This is a genomic window from Pseudomonas sichuanensis (assembly GCF_024749065.1).
GTDB lineage: Bacteria > Pseudomonadota > Gammaproteobacteria > Pseudomonadales > Pseudomonadaceae > Aquipseudomonas > Aquipseudomonas sichuanensis.
This window is the reverse complement of the sequence record NZ_CP087185.1, coordinates 5,857,875-5,874,078: the sequence shown is the minus strand read 5'-3', so window position 1 is coordinate 5,874,078 and position 16,204 is coordinate 5,857,875. Positions and strand designations below refer to the sequence as shown.

The window sequence follows — 16,204 nt, the reverse complement described above, 5'->3', positions numbered from 1 at the left end:
CATTCTGCCACGTTGATGCGACAGCTTAACCAGTAAATTGATGGCGAAAAATGAAAAAAGATGGCTCAAGGCCATCTTTTTTGTATATCCGATCGAATGCACTGCGGGCGGTGTAGCGATCCGGCCGCGATGGCCAGTAAAAGCATCGCGGGGCAAGCCTGCTCTCACCTTGAGGTGCCAAGGTGGGAGCGAGCTTGCCCCGCAACAGGGTTACAGCTGGATCAGTGACGCTTGCGATTGGTGATCAAGGTGCCCACGCCGCTGTCGGTGAAGATCTCCAGCAGTACCGCGTTGGGCACGCGGCCATCGATGATGTGCGAGCTGTTCACACCGCCCTGCACCGCCTCCAGCGCGCACTTGATCTTCGGCAGCATGCCACCGTAGATGGTGCCGTCGGCGATCAGTTCGTTGACCTGTTCGGTGGTCAGGCCGGTCAGTACCTGGCCTTGCTTGTCCATCAGGCCGGCGATGTTGGTCAGCAGCATCAGCTTCTCGGCCTTCAGCGCTTCAGCGACCTTGCCGGCGACCAGGTCGGCGTTGATGTTGTACGACTCGCCGTTCTTGCCCACGCCGATCGGCGCGATCACCGGGATGAAGTCGCCTTTGACCAGCATGTTCAGCAGGTCGGTGTTGACGCTCTCGACCTCGCCTACATGGCCGATGTCGATGATTTCCGGTTGGGTCATCTCAGGGGTCTGGCGGCTGACGGTGAGCTTGCGCGCACGGATCAGCTCGGCGTCCTTGCCGGTCAGGCCGATGGCGCTGCCGCCGTGGCGGTTGATCAGGTTGACGATGTCCTTGTTGACCTGGCCGCCCAGGACCATTTCCACCACGTCCATGGTCGCCGAGTCGGTGACGCGCATGCCGTCGATGAAGTGGCTCTCGATCGACAGGCGCTTGAGCAGGTCGCCGATCTGCGGGCCGCCGCCATGCACGACCACCGGGTTGATGCCCACGGCTTTCATCAGCACGATGTCACGGGCGAAGCCCGTCTTGAGCTCCTCGCTTTCCATCGCGTTGCCGCCGTACTTGATCACCAGGGTCTTGCCGACGAAGCGGCGAATGTAAGGCAGTGCTTCGGACAAAACCTCGGCTACATGGGAAGCGGCATCGCGATCGAGGGTCATGCAGGGCTCCAGGTAAGGAACGGATAGTCGTCAGAACGGCAGTTGCAGGCCTGGTTGGACCCGCAGCAACTGCGTGCGGAATACAGCCTTGATACGGTCGAGTTCTGCCGCGCTGTCGGCCTCGAAGCGCAGCACCAGCACCGGTGTGGTGTTGGAGGCGCGAACCAGGCCCCAGCCGTGGGCGTAGTCGACCCGCACACCGTCGATGGTGGTCAGGTTGGCATCGCCCCAGTCGGCGTCGCGTTGCAGAGCATCAATGATGCTGAATTTACCCTCGTCGGTCACATCAATGTTGATTTCCGGCGTGGAAATATCATCGGGGAACGCGGCAAACAGGTCTTCGGCGCTTTGCCCGGCCTTGCTGAGAATCTCCAGCAGGCGCGCGGCGCTGTAGATACCGTCGTCGAAACCGTACCAGCGTTCCTTGATGAAGATGTGACCGCTCATCTCGCCGGCCAGCAAGGAGCCGGTCTGTTTCATCTTCTTCTTGATCAACGAGTGGCCGGTCTTCCACATTAGCGCGCGGCCACCGTGCTGTTCGATCAGCGGGGTCAGGCGGCGGGTGCATTTGACGTCGAAGATGATCTCGGCGCCCGGGTTGCGCGACAGCACGTCCTGGGCGAACAGCATCAGCAGGCGGTCGGGGTAGACGATGCTGCCGGTGTTGGTCACCACGCCCACGCGGTCGCCGTCGCCGTCGAAGGCCAGGCCGATATCGGCGCCGGTCTCTTTCACCTTGGCGATCAGGTCTTCCAGGTTCTCAGGCTTGCCCGGGTCCGGGTGGTGGTTGGGGAAGTTGCCGTCGACCTCGCAGAACAGTGGGATCACCTCACAGTTCAACGCCTCGATCAATTGCGGGGCGATCACGCCAGCGGCGCCGTTGCCGCAGTCGACCACCACCTTCAGGCGCTTGGCCAGCTTCACGTCGTCGACGATCTGCTGGTAGTAACGCTCGAGGATCTCGACTTTTTCCACATGGCCATCGCCACGGGTCAGGTCGTTGGTCTTCAGGCGGGTCAGCAGGGCCTGGATCTGTTCGTTGGCCAGGGTGTCGCCGGCGATGACGATCTTGAAGCCGTTGTAGTCCGACGGGTTGTGGCTGCCGGTGAGCATCACCCCCGACTTGCCGGCCAGCACGTTGGCGGCGTAGTACAGCGCCGGGGTCGGCACCAGGCCGACATCGCTGACCTGGCAACCGGCCTCGACCAGGCCCTTGATCAGTTGCTCGACCAGCATCGGGCCGGACAGGCGGCCGTCACGGCCGACCGAGATCTGTGGTTCGCCCTGGGCGAGGGTTTGGGCGCCGATGGCGCGGCCGATCCAGTAGGCCGTTTCGGCGTGCAGGGTCTTGCCGACCACGCCGCGGATGTCATAGGCGCGGAAGATGCTGTCGGGCAGTGCGGGGACCAGGTGGGCCATGTCGTTCATCTCTGGGGACTCCATAAGTCAAAGGCTTCTGGGCAGGCGCAAACTGAACGCTTGGACGGCGGTTTCGCCAGAGAGTTCGCCATCCATGGCCCGAACGGTCTGCTGTTGCCTCAGCGAGTGCCTGAGTGGCCGAAGCCGCCAGCGCCGCGCTGGGTCTCGTCGAACTGCTCGACGATGTCGAAATGCGCCTGCACCACCGGCACCAGGATCAGCTGCGCGATGCGCTCGCCGACGGTGATGGTGAACGGCGTGCTGCCGCGGTTCCAGCAGCTGACCATCAGCTCGCCCTGGTAGTCCGAGTCGATCAGGCCGACCAGGTTGCCCAGCACGATGCCGTGCTTATGGCCCAGGCCCGAGCGCGGCAGGATCATCGCCGCCAGGCCCGGGTCGCCGATGTACACCGACAGGCCGGTGGGGATCAGCAGGGTCTGGCCAGGCTCGAGGACGGTGTCCTCCTTGAGCAGGGCGCGCAGGTCCAGGCCGGCAGAGCCGGGGGTGGCGTACTGCGGCAGGGGGAATTCGGTGCCCAGGCGTGGGTCGAGGATCTTGGCTTGAAGAGCGTGCATGTAACTTATTGAACCTGGTTGAGCCGTTCGGCGATGAAGGCAACCAGCTGGCGGGCGATCTTGCCTTTGCTGGTCTGCGCGAAGAGGGTTTGATGCTGCTGCCGGTCGATCACGGTCAGGGCGTTTTCCTCGCTGTTGAAGCCGATGCTGGGGTTGGCCACATCATTGGCGACGATCAGGTCGAGGTTCTTGTCCTTGAGCTTGCGCGTGGCGTAGTCGAGCAGGTGCTCGGTCTCGGCGGCAAAGCCCACGCTGAACGGGCGATCGGCGCGGCCGGCAATGGTCGCAAGGATATCGGGATTGCGCACCATCTGCAGCAGCATGCCGTCGCCGGTGGTGGGATCCTTCTTGAGCTTCTGTGCGGCGACGACTTCCGGGCGGTAGTCCGCGACCGCGGCCGAGGCGATGAACAGGTCACAGGGCATGGCTGCTTCACAGGCCGCGAGCATGTCCCGCGCGCTGACCACGTCGATGCGGCTGACCCGGTCCGGGGTCGGCAAGTGTACCGGGCCGGTGACCAGGGTCACCCGGGCCCCGGCTTCGGCGGCCGCCTCGGCCAGGGCAAAGCCCATTTTCCCTGAACTATGGTTGGTGATGTAGCGCACCGGGTCGATGTTCTCCTGGGTCGGCCCGGCGGTAATCAGCACGTGCTTGCCGGTCAGTGCCTGGCGCTTGAAACTCTCGGCGGCGCACCAGGCCAGGTCGGTGGCTTCGAGCATGCGGCCCAGGCCCACGTCGCCACAGGCCTGGCTGCCGGAGGCCGGGCCGAACACCTGGATACCACGGCGCTTGAGCAGTTCGAGGTTGTCCTGGGTTGCCGGGTCGCGCCACATGGCCTGGTTCATCGCTGGCGCCACGGCGACGGTAGCGTCGGTGGCCAGCACCAGCGTAGTCAGCAGGTCGTCGGCCATGCCCTGGGCCATGCGCGCCATCAGGTCGGCGGTGGCCGGGGCAATCAGCACCAGGTCGGCCCATTTGGCCAGTTCGATATGGCCCATGGCCGCTTCGGCGGCGGGGTCGAGCAAGTCCATGTGCACGGGGTGGCCGGACAGCGCCTGCAGGGTGAGCGGGGTGATGAATTCGGCACCACCACGGGTCATGACCACGCGCACCTGCGCGCCGTGTTCCAGGAGTCGGCGAATCAGCTCGGCGCTCTTGTAGGCGGCGATGCCGCCACCCACGCCGAGAACGATGCGCTTGCGATACAACCGCTGCATAGGCCTTGCCTTATTCCAGTGAAAGCGGGCGGCGACGGTGACTGCCTGCGGCAGATCGTCGCATTTTCGAAGCGAACTAGATTAACACAGCGCCCAAACGGGCCGTAGTGGCAGGCGAGGAGGGGGGATGAACATCAGGGAGTGGCCGGCCGACGAGCGGCCGAGGGAGAAGTTGTTGCAGCGTGGCGCGGCGGTGCTGTCGGATGCCGAGCTGGTGGCGGTGTTGCTGGGGTCGGGGGTCGCTGGGCGTAATGTGCTGGACCTGGCGCGCGGGCTGCTGGCGAAGTTTGGCGGGCTCAGGCCGTTCCTCGAGGCCGATCGCGCCAGATTGATGCGTGAGCCGGGCCTGGGGCCGGTGAAATACGCCCAGCTGCAGGCGTTGCTGGAGATCGGCAGGCGGTATCTGGACGAAGGCATTGAGCGTGCGTCGGCGCTGGAGTCGCCGACATCGGTGCGGCGCTATCTGAAGTCGATGCTGCGCCATGAGGCCAGCGAGGTATTCGGTTGCCTGTTCCTGGATACCAAGCACCGGCCGTTGGCGTTCGAGATCCTGTTTCGCGGCACCATCGACCGCGCGAGCATCTACCCGCGGGAGGTGGTGCGCCGGGCCTTGTTGCACAACGCGGCGGCGCTGATCCTGTGCCATAACCATCCGTCAGGCCATTGCCAGCCCAGCCAGGACGACGTGCACCTGACGCAGATGCTCAAGCGCTCGCTGGCGCTGATCGATGTACGGGTGATGGACCATGTCATCGTCGGAGATGGCGAACCACTGTCCATGGCCGAGCATGGGTGGCTGGCAGGCTGACAGCAATCGCGGGGCAAGCCCGCTCCCACGACGGTATCGTGGGAGCGGGCTTGCCCCGCGATGAGGCCTCAACGGTTTACGGCGATCTTGCTGAAATCCAGTCGCCCGAACGGGCTCACCTGATACCCCTCGACACCCTTGTGCAGCAAGGTCGCCGCCGTCGGATGCGCCAGCGGCAGCCACAGCGCCTGCTGCTGGATCAGTGCCTGGGCCTGCTGGTACAGGCGGCTGCGCACGCTCTGGTCGTTGGTGGTGCGCCCGGCGTTGATCAGCTGGTCCAGGCGGCTGTCGCAGAACCGCGCGAAGTTGGTCCCGGATTTGACCGCCGCGCAGGAAAACTGCGGGCTGAGGAAGTTGTCCGGGTCGCCGTTGTCACCCGCCCAGCCCATGAACAGCAGGTCGTGCTCGCCCGCCTTGGCGCGGCGGATCAACTCGCCCCACTCGATGGTACGAATCTCGGCCTTGATGCCGACCTTGGCCAGGTCTGCCTGAAGCATCTGCGCGCCCAGGCTGGGGTTGGGGTTGAGCAGGCTGCCCGACGGGCGGGTCCAGATCGTGGTGGCAAAACCATCTGCCAGGCCGGCCTTGGCCAGCAGCGTCTTGGCCTTCTTCTGGTCCATGGTGTAGCCCGGCAGGTCCTTGGCGTAGCTCCAGGTGTTCGGCGGGTAAGGGCCGTTGGCGGCGGTGGCGGTGTTTTCGAACACGGCCTTCAGGTAGGCCGCCTTGTCGAAGGCCAGGTTGATCGCCTGGCGCACCTCGGGTTTGTCCAGCGGCGGGTGCTGGCTGTTGATGGCGACGAACGCGGTCATGAACGCCGGGGTGGTCGCCACCTTGAGGTTGCCGTCCTTGCCGGCCTCGGCGATGTCCAGCGGCTTGGGCGACAGGGCCACCTGGCATTCGCCGCGCTTGAGCTTCTGCAGGCGCACGTTGGCGTCGGTGGTGATGGCGAAGATCAGCGGGTCGACCGACGGTTTGCCGGCGAAGTAGTCGGGGTTGGCGCGGTAGCGCACCACGGCGTCCTTCTGGAAACGCTGGAAGACGAACGGCCCGGTACCCACAGGCTGGCTGTTGAGCTTGTCCGGGGTCTCGGCCTTGAGCAGCTTGTCGGCGTACTCGGCGGAGTAGATCGAGGCGAAGCCCATGCTCAGGGTGGCCAGGAAGGTGGCATCCGGGTGCGAGAGGGTGAAGCGCACGGTATTGGGCTGTGGGGCCTCGATCGACTTGATCAGGCTGCCCAGCTGCAGCGACTGGGCATGCGGGTAGCCGCCCGCAGCGGTCTTGTGCCACGGGTGGGCGGGGTAGAGCATGCGCTGGAAACTGAACAGCACGTCTTCGGCGTCCAGCTCGCGGCTGGGCTTGAAGTAGGGCGTGGTGTGGAATTTGACGCCCTGGCGCAGGGTGAAGTCGTAGATCAGGCCGTCCGGCGACACCGTCCAGCGCTCGGCCAGGCTGGGCACGACCTTGCCAAGCCCTGCATCGAACTCGACCAGGCGGTTCATCAGCACATCGGCCGAGGCATTGGTGGTGGTCAGCGAGTTGTACTGGACCACGTCGAAGCCTTCCGGGCTGGCTTCGGTGCACACCGACAGCGGCGCGGCCTGGGCGAGGCCGGCGGCGCACAGCGTGGTGAACAACAGGGAAAGGGCGGCGGCACGCATGGTGGCTCCTTGGCGGGTTTGTGGCACCATCTGCCGGTGCAGTCTGGAAAAGTCCTACCCTAGTGTGGGCACGGGCAAATGACCACACCCTTTCGCATTAATTCGGCGACGGGCGGTCGACACCTTGGCGCCCCAGTCGTTATGCTGCCCGGGCGCACTCGGCACGACCTGAAGACACATCTTCTGTTGTTGCGGCTGAGTCTTTCTGGTATAAAGCAGCGCTCTTTTCTAGGGGCTCGGCCTGTCGCGTAAGCGCTTCCGGTCGATAAGACCCTCGGAAACACGGCGCCTGGCGCCAATGACTGAGAGATTAAGCGGCCAACCCATGCCGGGTTGGGCATGTGGTTTTAGAGGGCTGAGGCATGTCGAGAGTCTGTCAAGTTACTGGTAAGGGTCCAGTAACCGGGAATAACATTTCCCACGCAAACAACAAAACCCGTCGTCGTTTCCTGCCAAACCTGCAGCACCACCGTTTCTGGGTTGAATCCGAGAAGCGTTTCGTGCGTCTGCGCGTTTCCGCCAAAGGCATGCGTATCATCGACAAGCGCGGCATCGATGCCGTTCTGGTCGACATCCGCAAAGCTGGCGCCAAGGTTTAAGGGAGAACATCATGCGTGAATTGATCCGTCTGGTTTCGAGTGCCGGTACCGGCCACTTCTACACCACCGACAAGAACAAGCGCACCACTCCGGACAAGATCGAGATCAAGAAATACGATCCGGTCGTCCGCAAGCACGTGGTGTACAAGGAAGCCAAGATCAAGTAATTGATCGGCAACCTGAAAAAACCCGCAACCGTAAGGTGGCGGGTTTTTTTATGCCTGCGACAAAGCTGCAAGCCTCGTGTCCTGTACTGGCCTCATCGCCGGCAAGCCGGCTCCCACAGGGTCAGTGGGAGTCGGCTTGCCGGCGATGAGGTCGGAGCAGGTGTCCGTTACTTCTGCTCGAACATCACATAGATCTTGCGGCACGGCTCCAGCACCTCCCAGGTGCCCTTGAAGCCCGCCGGGATGACGAAGCGATCGCCGGCACGCAGGGTCTTGGCATTGCCTTCCTGGTCGCGCAGCACCGACACACCTTGCACGATCTCGCAGTATTCATGCTCGGTGTAGTTCACCGTCCACTGGCCTACTTCACCTTCCCAGACGCCTGCGGCGAACTGCCCGCACGGGCTGGCATATTGGTTGTAGACAGCCTGGTCAGGCTCGCCCTTGAGGATTTTCTCCGCCGCCGGGCGGTAGCGTTCGGCCTCGGTCAGAACCTGGGCGAAGTCGACGATGCTGGCGATACTCATGGTGGTTACCCTGTTGTTGTTTAATAAAATGAACATCAGTAGGCATTTGAGCCGTTCGTGTCAAATATATTGATAGTTTGCCCGCCCTGGTTTAGGGTGGCAGGTGCCCGTGTGCCTCGTCACCCGGCCAGAATTTCTGACAGCGCCCGTGAGTCCTCAGTGCGGCGTTGCACCTTAACAAGAGAGGAGTTTCCTATGACCACCCTGACTCGTGCGGACTGGGAACAGCGTGCCCAGCAACTGAAGATCGAAGGCCGCGCCTTCATCAACGGCGAATACACCGATGCCGCATCCGGTGAAACCTTCGACTGCCTGAGCCCGGTGGACGGACGCTTCCTGGCCAAGGTTGCCAGCTGCGACCTGGCCGATGCCAACCGCGCTGTCGAAAATGCCCGCGCCGTGTTCGAATCCGGCGTCTGGTCGCGCCTGGCTCCGGCCAAGCGCAAGGCCAAGCTGATCCGCTTCGCCGACCTGCTGCGCAAGCACGTCGAAGAGCTGGCCCTGCTCGAAACCCTCGACATGGGCAAGCCGATCGGCGACTCCTCCAGCATCGACGTGCCAGGTGCGGCCAGTGCCCTGCACTGGAACGCCGAAGCCATCGACAAAGTCTACGACGAAGTCGCGCCAACCCCGCACGACCAGCTCGGCCTGGTTACCCGTGAGCCGGTGGGTGTGGTCGGTGCCATCGTACCGTGGAACTTCCCGCTGCTGATGGCCTGCTGGAAACTCGGCCCGGCCCTGGCCACCGGTAACTCCATCGTCCTCAAGCCGTCGGAAAAATCGCCGCTGACCGCCATCCGCATCGCCCAGCTGGCGATCGAAGCCGGTATCCCGGCGGGCGTGCTCAACGTGCTGCCAGGCTATGGCCACACCGTGGGCAAGGCCCTGGCCCTGCACATGGATGTCGACACCCTGGTGTTCACCGGTTCGACCAAGATCGCCAAGCAGCTGATGATCTACGCCGGCGAGTCGAACATGAAGCGCGTCTGGCTGGAAGCCGGTGGCAAGAGCCCGAACATCGTCTTCGCCGACGCCCCGGACCTGCAAGCCGCCGCCGAGGCCGCAGCCAGCGCCATCGCCTTCAACCAGGGTGAGGTCTGCACCGCAGGTTCGCGCCTGCTGGTGGAGCGTTCGATCAAGGACAAGTTCCTGCCCATGGTGGTCGAGGCCCTCAAGGCCTGGAAACCAGGCAACCCGCTGGACCCGGCAACCACCGTCGGTGCGCTGGTCGATACCCAGCAGATGAACACCGTGCTGTCGTACATCGACGCCGGTCACCAGGACGGCGCCAAGCTGCTGGCTGGCGGCAAGCGCATCCTCGAAGAGACCGGCGGCACCTACGTCGAGCCGACCATCTTCGACGGCGTGACCAACGCCATGAAGATCGCCCAGGAAGAAATCTTCGGCCCGGTACTGTCGGTTATCACCTTCGACACCGCCGAAGAAGCCATCGCCATCGCCAACGACACCCCATACGGCCTGGCAGCCGGCATCTGGACCTCGGACATCTCCAAGGCCCACAAGACCGCCCGCGCCGTGCGTGCCGGCAGCGTCTGGGTCAACCAGTACGACGGCGGCGACATGACCGCGCCGTTCGGTGGCTTCAAGCAGTCGGGCAACGGCCGTGACAAGTCGCTGCACGCGCTGGAGAAGTACACCGAGCTGAAGGCGACCTGGATCAAGCTGTAATCCGGTAACGCCTTTTCGCGGGGCAAGCCCGCTCCCACGCCGCCAAGGGTTTGATGATGCATCATCAGCGCCTGGTTACGTGGGAGCGGGCTTGCCCCGCGATGCTTTCTGCCTGATTCAACTGCCCGGGAGGCCACCATGCGTTGGGGAACCTATTTTGCCGTGCTGGCGTCGGTGCTCAGTGTCGGGCTCGCGCTCGGCGTGAGCATGCCGCTGGTGTCCTTGCGCCTGGAGGGCTGGGGTTACGGCGGGTTCGCCATCGGCGTGATGGCGGCAATGCCGGCGCTGGGCGTGTTGGTCGGCGCCGCCGTGGCCAGCCGCCTGGCCGGTTGGGTTGGCGTACCGGCCGCCATGCGCCTGTGCCTGTGGGGCGGGGCGCTGTCGATCGGCCTGGTGGCGTTGCTGCCCAGCTACCCGCTGTGGCTGGCGCTGCGCCTGCTGATCGGCATGTCGCTGACCGTGGTGTTCATCCTCGGCGAAAGCTGGATCAACCAGTTGGTGGTCGAGCAATGGCGCGGGCGGCTGGTGGCGCTGTATGGCAGCAGCTACGCCCTGAGCCAGCTGGCCGGGCCGATGGTGCTGGGTTTTCTCGGTTCCAACGATGACTTCGGTTTCTGGGCGGCGACCGGGCTGCTGCTGGTTGCCCCGCTGATCCTCCTGGGCCGTAGCGGCGCACCCAGCACCGAGGCGTGCAGCGTTACCTTCCTCGACCTGTTCGCCTTCTGCCGACGGCTGCCGGTCATTGCCTGGGCCATTGCGCTGTTCGCCGCTTTCGAGGCCATGATCCTAACCCTGCTGCCGGTGTATTGCCTGCAGCAGGGTTTCACCACGGAAGTGGCGCTGTTCATGGTCAGCACCGTGGTGGTGGGCGATGCGGTGCTGCAGTTGCCGATCGGGGCGCTGGCTGATCGCATGTCGCGACGCACGTTGTTCAGTGGCTGTGCGCTGACCCTGCTGGTCTCGAGCCTGGCCATTCCGCTGCTGCTGCACACGCCGCTGATCTGGCCCTTGTGGGTGCTGTTCGGGGCCAGTGCGGGAGGGTTGTTCACTCTATCGCTGGTCTTGATCGGCGAGCGCTATCGCGATGATGAGCTGGTGCGGGCCAATGCCCACGTGGCGCAGCTGTGGGGCATCGGTTGCCTGCTCGGGCCGCTGCTGGCCGGGGCGGGTAGCCAGTGGGTCAGTGGGCATGCGTTGCTGCTGCTGATGGCGGTGGGGGCCGCGGGGTTGGTGGTGCTGACCCGGCGCAAGGATGCCTTCGAGCCAGCTTCTGCCTGATCGATTGTGCGGCTGCTGCGCAGCCTTATCGCCGGCAAGCCGGCTCCCACAGGGTGTACGGTTTCCCGTGGGAGCCGGCTTGCCGGCGATAAGGCCCTCAACTACAACATCTTCTCCAGCCCCACCGCCTTGCTGATCCAGGCGTTGAAGCGTCGCCATATCCCCCCAGGCTCGGTCAGCAGCATATGCCGCTGGCCATTGTCCTCGGTGACCCACACCAGCTTGCCGCCCACCAGCTTTGGCTGGTAGCTCAACGCCGGCGCCATGCCTTGTACCGCCAGGTCGCGGGTGTACTCGGCCAACTCCGGGCTGTCCACCAGCACGCCGACCTCGGTGTTCCACAGCACCGAACGCGGGTCGAAGTTGAACGAGCCGATGAACGTCTTGCGCCTGTCGAACACCATCGCCTTGCTGTGCAGGCTTGAGTCGGAGCTGCCGTGCAGGCTCAGGCCGCGCCGGGCACTGCGGTCGCCGGGCTGGCGACGCATCTCGTACAACTGCACGCCATGTTCGAGCAGGGCGCGGCGGTAGGGCGCGTAACCGCCGTGTACCGCCGGCACGTCGGTGGCCTCCAGCGAATTGGTCAGCAGCTTGACCGAGGTGCCGGCGTCCGCATGGCTGGTCAGGTACAAAAGCCCAGGCTCACCCGGCACGAAGTAGGCCGACACCAGGATCAGCTCGTGCCGCACGCTGTTCAGGTCTGGCGCCAGTTGCTGGCTCATCAGCAGTTGTGGGTCGGGTTCGTCATCGGCCAGCACTTTGCTCGGCGCGTCCCACAGCGCCTGGCTGTGCGCCCAGATCAGCTCGTTGCGCCATACGTCCAGACGTGGCTGTGCCTGGTAGGCCATCAGCCGGTCGTAAAGGGCTTTGCGCTTGATGCGTGCCTCGGCCAGGGACACCTCAAGGCGCTGGCGGCTGGCGCGCAGGTCTTCGGCATCGGGCTGCCACCACAGGTAATCGCCGATCGGCCGGCTCAGGGCGCTGTTCCAGTACTGGTCGAAGCCGTGCCCGAGTTGCTCGGCCACCGGGCCTACCCCCAACAGGTCGATGTCGGTGAAGTTGAGGTTGGGCTCGGCGTCGAAGTATTCGTCGCCCAGGTTGCGCCCGCCGACGATGGCCATGCTGTTGTCCACCAGGAACAGCTTGTTGTGCATGCGTCGGTGCTGGCGTGACAGGTTGAACAGCCGGCCCACGGCGCGGGTCACGCCGGTGCTGCGGCCCAGGTGCAGCGGGTTGAACACGCGGATCTGGATGTTCGGGTGGGCATCCAGGGTGCCCATGATGGTGTCCAGGCCATCGCTGGTGGTGTCATCCAGCAGGATGCGCACGCGCACGCCGCGGTCGGCGGCGCGCAGCAGTTCGTGCACCAGGGCGCGGGTGCTGAGGCCGTCGTGGACGATGTAGTACTGCAGATCGATGCTGGCCTGGGCGTTGCGGATCAGCTCGGCGCGGGCGCGGAAGGCCTCATTGCTGTTGGGCAGCAGGCGAAAACCCGAACGCCCCTCGTAGGGCGCGGCCTGGCGCTGCACCGAGCGGCCGAACGCCGACTCACTGGCCGGCAGCGCCTGGCTGACATCACGGGGTGTAGCGGTGCTGGCGCAGCCTGACAGGCCGAGCAGCAGCACCAGCAGCAGGGGCAGGGCTGGCTGGCGTCTCAAGGGTGAATGGTCCTGTGCGACAGGGGCTTATGGGGTTGGACAGTGGCGGGCGGCGCAACGTTACCCGGCAGCCTGTTCGGCCGCCAGTAGACGATGGGCGGTTTCCCCCACCTTGCGCACCGCGGCTTCGATCTGCGGCGTCGGCCGCGCGGCGAAGTTCATGCGCAGGCAATTGCGGTACTTGCCCGAGGCCGAGAAGATGCTGCCCACGGCGATCTGCACGCCCTGCTCCAGTAAAGCCCGGTTCAGGCGCAACGTATCGAAACTTTCCGGTAGCTCCACCCACAGCATGAAGCCGCCCTGGGGCCGGCTGGCGCGGGTGCCCGGCGGGAAATAACGGGTCACCCAGTCGCACATCTGGTCGCGGCCACGCTGGTACTGGCTGCGCATGCGCCGCAGGTGGGGCTGGTAATGGCCCTCGGCGATGAAGTCGGCAATCGCCAGTTGCGGCTGGCAGGCGGTGCTGCCGGTGCTGATGTACTTCATGTGCAGCACCCGCTCCAGGTAGCGCCCCGGCGCTACCCAGCCGATACGCAGGCCCGGTGCCAGGGTCTTGGAGAACGAACTGCACAGCAGCACCCGGCCATCGTCGTCGAACGACTTGATGGTGGGTGGGCGCGGGTAGGTGTAGGCCAGGTCGCCATACACATCGTCTTCGAGGATCGCCACGTCGTAGCGCTGGGCGAGGGTGAGCAAGGCCTTCTTGCGCGCCTCGGGCATGATGTAGCCCAGCGGGTTGTTGCAGTTGGGGGTGATCTGGATGAGCTTGATCGGCCACTGCTCCAGGGCCAGCTCCAGCGCTTCGAGGCTGATGCCGGTGATCGGGTCGGTGGGGATCTCCAGCGCTTTCATGCCCAGGCCCTTGAGGGTCTGCATGGCGCCGTGGAAGCTCGGCGAGTCGACCGCGACGATGTCTCCGGGTTGGCACACCGCGCGGATGCTGCATGACAGCGCCTCGTGGCAGCCGGTGGTCACCACCAGGTCGGCCGGGCCCAGGCGGCAGCCGGAATCGAGCATCAGCCGGGCGATCTGCTCGCGCAGTTGGGCATTGCCGTGGATGTTGTCGTAGTACAGGCCGGGCATGTCCTGGCGCCGGCTGAGCTGCGCCAGGCTGCGTAGCAGCGGCTTGAGCGTGGGGCTGTCGACATCCGGCATGCCGCGGCCCAACTGGATTACGTCCGGGCGCGGGGTGGCGCGTATCAGTTCCAGCACCTGTTCCCACTGGGAGATATCCACAGGCCGTTGCGCCGGGCGGCTGATGTCCGGCAGGGCAGGGAGGTTGCGGTCCTCGGCGACGAAGTAGCCGGACTTGGGCCGTGGCGACACCAGGCCGTTGTCCTCCAGCAGGCGATAGGCCTGTTGCACGGTACTCAGGCTGACCCCGTGCTCGGTGCTCAGGGCGCGGACCGAGGGCAGGCGTTGGCCCGGCCGGTACAGGCCCTGCTCGATGCGCGACCCGAGCAGTTCGGCCAGGTTGAGGTAGAGGGTCACGGCATACTCCTGAGTATCTTGTGGGGCGGGACCGATACAGATCGTAGGAAAATACTCCATTCAGCCGGCCTGACGCCAATTCTGTATGGAAATAATAAAACTGTGTTGGATCTGTATTGCTCATGGCCCGCACGCGCATGCTTTCTGCACGCTATGACGTGATCTGGAGGGTGCGGTAATGGGTGGCATGAGCGATGTACGGTTGCAACTGTTGGCCACGGAACTGGAGGCGGGGCAGCGGCCCAGGGTCTACAGCGCTCCGACGGGGCTCGGGCGCTGGGGGCTCATGTTGCATCGCTGGCGCACCCGCAGGGCCTTGCTGCAGCTGGAGGACTACCAACTGCGCGATATCGGGCTGACCTGGGAGCAGGCATGCCGAGAGGCGCGCAAGCCGTTCTGGAAGGACTGAGTGCCGGTTGTGTAGGAGCGGCCTTGCGTCGCGAAAGGGCTGCGCAGCAGCCCCAGGATTTCAGCGTTGACGCGGCAATGGCTGGGGCTGCTGCGCAGCCCTTTCGCGACACAAGGCCGCTCCTACAAAAGAGACCGCGCAGGTTGAAAAAGTAAAAGAGGCTGCGCGGGTTGAAAAAGTAATCACACCAGCTCTTTGAGTCGGTACCAAAGCATCCCCAGCGCCAACAGCGGCGAGCGCATCAGCTTGCCGCCGGGGAAGGTCGGGTGCGGCACCTTGGCGAACAGGTCGAAACGCCCGCTCTGCTGGCCGCTGATGGCTTCGCCGAGCAGACGCCCGGCCAGGTGGGTGGCGTTCACCCCATGCCCGGAGTAGGCCTGGGCGTAATAGACGTTCGGCTGCCCGGCCAGGCGGCCGATCTGCGGCAGGCGGTTGGCGCCGATGCCGATCATCCCGCCCCACTGGTAGTCGATGCGCACGTCGGCCAGTTGCGGGAACACCTTGAGCATCTTCGGCCGCATGTAGGCGGCGATGTCCCGCGGGTCGCGCCCGGAGTAGTGGCAGGCACCGCCGAACAGCAGGCGATGGTCGGCGGACAACCGGTAGTAGTCCAGGGCCACGCGCTGGTCGCACACCGCCATGTTCTGCGGCAGCAACTGGCGTGCACGTTCCTCGCCCAGCGGCTCGGTGGCGATGATGTAGCTACCGGCCGGCAGCACCTTGCCGCCCAGTTCGCGGTTGAGGTCGTTGTGGTAGGCGTTGCAGCACAGCACCAGGGTCTTGGCGCGGACCCGGCCCTGGGCAGTGTGCACTTTCACTTCAGGGCCGTATTCGATGCGGGTGACTTCCGATTGCTCGAACAACTGCACGCCCAGGCGGCTGGCGGCAGCTGCTTCGCCGAGCGCCAGGTTGAGCGGGTGCAGGTGCCCTGAGCCCATGTCGATCAGGCCGCCGACATAGCGGTCGGAGCCGACCACCGAATGCATGTCGTCGGGCTGCACCAGGCGCAGTTCATGGCGATAGCCCAGGCTGCGCAGTTCTTCGGCGTCCTCGGCAAAGCCGGCAAGCTCGGCGGGTTTGTTGGCCAGGTCGCAGTAGCCCCAGGTCAGGTCGCAGTCGATGGCGTGGCGCTCGACCCGCTCACGGACGATCTCCACGGCCTCCAGGCCCATCAGGCGCATGCTGCGCACACCGTCCTCGCCGATCACCGGGAGGAACTGCTCCAGGCCATGGCCGACCCCGCGAATCAGTTGCCCGCCGTTGCGCCCGCTGGCGCCCCAGCCCAGCTTGCGGGCTTCCAGGAGGATCACCGACAGGCCGCGCTCGGCCAGTTCGATGGCAGTGTTCAGGCCCGAATAGCCACCACCAACGATGCACACGTCGGCGCTGTGCTCGCCTTGCAGGAACGCGTGGTCCGGGTGTGGCGCGCTGCTGGCGGCGTAGTAGGAGGCGGCGTGCTGCGCGCTATGGATCATCTGTCGATTCCCGGGGCTGAGGCGAAAGGTGGAGGATAGGCAACTGGCCAATCGCGGGGCAAGCCCGCTCCCACGCCGCTATGTAGTCGTGGGAGCGGGCTTGCCCC

Annotated in this window: 14 protein-coding genes and 1 pseudogene; 6 read left to right on the top strand and 9 right to left on the bottom strand. The window is 64.9% G+C overall.

The window, feature by feature from the left end; genetic code table 11:
• Positions 1–221: 221 nt before the first annotated feature.
• From argB to coaBC, 4 genes and pseudogenes are all read right to left on the bottom strand, one after another.
• The gene (gene argB / locus LOY51_RS26360) at positions 222–1,127 is read right to left on the bottom strand and encodes an acetylglutamate kinase (protein ID WP_110992003.1); all 906 of its coding nucleotides are present in this window, start codon (positions 1,125–1,127) and stop codon (positions 222–224) included.
• A 30-nt stretch (positions 1,128–1,157) separates the two neighbouring features.
• Positions 1,158–2,531, bottom strand: a pseudogene (locus LOY51_RS26355) (phosphomannomutase/phosphoglucomutase); the annotation flags it as partial.
• A gap of 134 nt (positions 2,532–2,665) precedes the next feature.
• The gene (gene dut / locus LOY51_RS26350) at positions 2,666–3,121 is read right to left on the bottom strand and encodes a dUTP diphosphatase (protein WP_102684802.1); all 456 of its coding nucleotides are present in this window, start codon (positions 3,119–3,121) and stop codon (positions 2,666–2,668) included.
• A 5-nt stretch (positions 3,122–3,126) separates the two neighbouring features.
• On the bottom strand, positions 3,127–4,338 hold the full coding sequence (gene coaBC, locus LOY51_RS26345) for a bifunctional phosphopantothenoylcysteine decarboxylase/phosphopantothenate--cysteine ligase CoaBC (protein ID WP_110992005.1): 1,212 nt from the start codon (positions 4,336–4,338) through the stop codon (positions 3,127–3,129).
• Between the two features lie 127 nt (positions 4,339–4,465).
• Between coaBC and radC the strand changes: the two genes are divergently transcribed.
• Complete coding sequence (gene radC / locus LOY51_RS26340; RefSeq protein WP_125861113.1) at positions 4,466–5,146, top strand: RadC family protein; 681 nt, start codon at positions 4,466–4,468, stop codon at positions 5,144–5,146.
• A 68-nt stretch (positions 5,147–5,214) separates the two neighbouring features.
• Here radC and LOY51_RS26335 read toward each other — a convergent pair whose 3' ends face one another.
• Complete coding sequence (locus LOY51_RS26335; RefSeq protein WP_258643742.1) at positions 5,215–6,804, bottom strand: ABC transporter substrate-binding protein; 1,590 nt, start codon at positions 6,802–6,804, stop codon at positions 5,215–5,217.
• A 362-nt stretch (positions 6,805–7,166) separates the two neighbouring features.
• Here LOY51_RS26335 and rpmB point away from each other — a divergent pair, with 362 nt between their 5' ends.
• Together rpmB and rpmG are read left to right on the top strand one after the other, a co-directional pair.
• Positions 7,167–7,403, top strand: coding sequence for a 50S ribosomal protein L28 (rpmB, locus tag LOY51_RS26330; protein ID WP_003253504.1), 237 nt, complete (start codon positions 7,167–7,169; stop codon positions 7,401–7,403).
• Between the two features lie 11 nt (positions 7,404–7,414).
• Complete coding sequence (gene rpmG, locus LOY51_RS26325; RefSeq protein WP_003253507.1) at positions 7,415–7,570, top strand: 50S ribosomal protein L33; 156 nt, start codon at positions 7,415–7,417, stop codon at positions 7,568–7,570.
• A 167-nt stretch (positions 7,571–7,737) separates the two neighbouring features.
• On the opposite strand, the gene LOY51_RS26320 is transcribed toward rpmG, so the two are convergent.
• Positions 7,738–8,097 (bottom strand): cupin domain-containing protein, encoded by a 360-nt coding sequence (locus tag LOY51_RS26320; protein WP_258643740.1) that lies wholly within the window; start codon positions 8,095–8,097, stop codon positions 7,738–7,740.
• Between the two features lie 195 nt (positions 8,098–8,292).
• Between LOY51_RS26320 and LOY51_RS26315 the strand changes: the two genes are divergently transcribed.
• Together LOY51_RS26315 and LOY51_RS26310 are read left to right on the top strand one after the other, a co-directional pair.
• Positions 8,293–9,786 (top strand): aldehyde dehydrogenase, encoded by a 1,494-nt coding sequence (locus LOY51_RS26315; RefSeq protein WP_110992009.1) that lies wholly within the window; start codon positions 8,293–8,295, stop codon positions 9,784–9,786.
• 138 nt (positions 9,787–9,924) lie between these two features.
• A complete protein-coding gene (locus LOY51_RS26310) occupies positions 9,925–11,064 on the top strand; it encodes an MFS transporter (RefSeq protein WP_125861109.1) in 1,140 nt (379 codons plus the stop codon).
• Between the two features lie 101 nt (positions 11,065–11,165).
• On the opposite strand, the gene LOY51_RS26305 is transcribed toward LOY51_RS26310, so the two are convergent.
• Together LOY51_RS26305 and LOY51_RS26300 are read right to left on the bottom strand one after the other, a co-directional pair.
• Complete coding sequence (locus tag LOY51_RS26305; protein ID WP_258643737.1) at positions 11,166–12,722, bottom strand: phospholipase D family protein; 1,557 nt, start codon at positions 12,720–12,722, stop codon at positions 11,166–11,168.
• 60 nt (positions 12,723–12,782) lie between these two features.
• Positions 12,783–14,213, bottom strand: a complete 1,431-nt coding sequence (locus LOY51_RS26300; protein ID WP_189654504.1) for an aminotransferase-like domain-containing protein — start codon at positions 14,211–14,213, stop codon at positions 12,783–12,785.
• 178 nt (positions 14,214–14,391) lie between these two features.
• Here LOY51_RS26300 and LOY51_RS26295 point away from each other — a divergent pair, with 178 nt between their 5' ends.
• Positions 14,392–14,622 carry a DUF1127 domain-containing protein gene (locus tag LOY51_RS26295; protein WP_125466051.1) on the top strand — a complete coding sequence of 77 codons (231 nt, stop codon included), beginning with the start codon at positions 14,392–14,394 and terminating at the stop codon, positions 14,620–14,622.
• Between the two features lie 182 nt (positions 14,623–14,804).
• On the opposite strand, the gene LOY51_RS26290 is transcribed toward LOY51_RS26295, so the two are convergent.
• Positions 14,805–16,097, bottom strand: coding sequence for an NAD(P)/FAD-dependent oxidoreductase (locus tag LOY51_RS26290; protein WP_258643735.1), 1,293 nt, complete (start codon positions 16,095–16,097; stop codon positions 14,805–14,807).
• Positions 16,098–16,204: the final 107 nt, after the last annotated feature.